The sequence below is a fragment of the Actinacidiphila sp. bgisy167 genome, from assembly GCF_057707665.1.
Genome location: NZ_JBYIQP010000212.1, coordinates 1 through 991 on the forward strand (window position 1 = coordinate 1; position 991 = coordinate 991).

1 protein-coding gene is annotated in these 991 nt (G+C 65.9%); it reads right to left on the bottom strand.

Annotated features, from left to right (window positions below; all coding sequences use genetic code 11):
- Positions 1-22 precede the first annotated feature (22 nt).
- Positions 23-874, bottom strand: a complete 852-nt coding sequence (locus tag AC3ET4_RS30835; protein WP_431955274.1) for an IS5 family transposase — start codon at positions 872-874, stop codon at positions 23-25.
- Between the last annotated feature and the right edge of the window lie 117 nt (positions 875-991).

Consider the following 991-nt stretch of genomic DNA (forward strand, 5'->3'; position numbering starts at 1 on the left):
CTTAGACCGACCGGCAAATGGATCACTTGAGGCGTCGGGTAGTGGGGCGGCCGTCCCAGCGATAGCGGTTCGTCGAGCGTCGGATAAGCATGCGGAGCGTGACGAATGCGGCGGCGAGGTAGAGGTAGAAGTCCACGACGCTGCCGTCCTTCTCGGTGCAGCGCCGCAGCTTGCCGTAGCCGTTCATCCACGAGTGCGACCGCTCGACCACCCACCGTTTGCCGGCCTGGATCGGTGCGGGCACGCCCTTGCGGGCGATCTCGCCGGTGAAGCCGAACTCGTTGAGCAGAGCACGGGTCTTGGCGCTGTCGTAGCCGCGGTCGAGGTTGATGTTCACTTGCTCAGGTAGTGCTCCTACCTGGGCTTTCGCTGCTTCGAGGGTGGGGCCGAGGAGCGGTGAGTCGTGCCGGTTTGCGCCTGCGGAGACGATCCCCAAAGGGACCCCGGCCGCATCCGAGGCCACTGATCGTTTCAGTCCCTGCTTGCCCCGGTCGACCGGGGAGCGTCCGGCTTTCTCGCCTCCCGAGGGAGCTTTCGTGATGCAGCCGTCCACGGAGATCTCGGCAAGTGAGAGGCCGATCATCTGGTCGTACGCCTGGAGCGCCAGCGCGTGGACCTGCTCTGATATGCCCATCTGCGACCAGAGCATGACGCGGCGTCGGATGGTGCGGTCGGAGCAGCCCGGACTGGCGATGCGCTCGTATCCGGTGCCGTGGACCAAGGCCTGCACGATGTGCTCGAAGACGATCCGGTCCGGGACCCGGCGTCGGTGACAGCCCAGCGGGTGGGTCGGCGCATACTCGTCGCGCGCCGGCAGCAGCGCGGCGAACTGGTCCCACAAGGGTTCGAGCAGGCAAGATGGCACAGCAGGCACGGGCCCTCCGGTGATCACTGAGCGTAGAGAACTCCATGATCACTCAGGCCCGTGCCTGTCTCGTAACGAGAGCGTCCAGTCGCCGGGCAGCAGCACACCATTTGCCGGTCGGTCTTA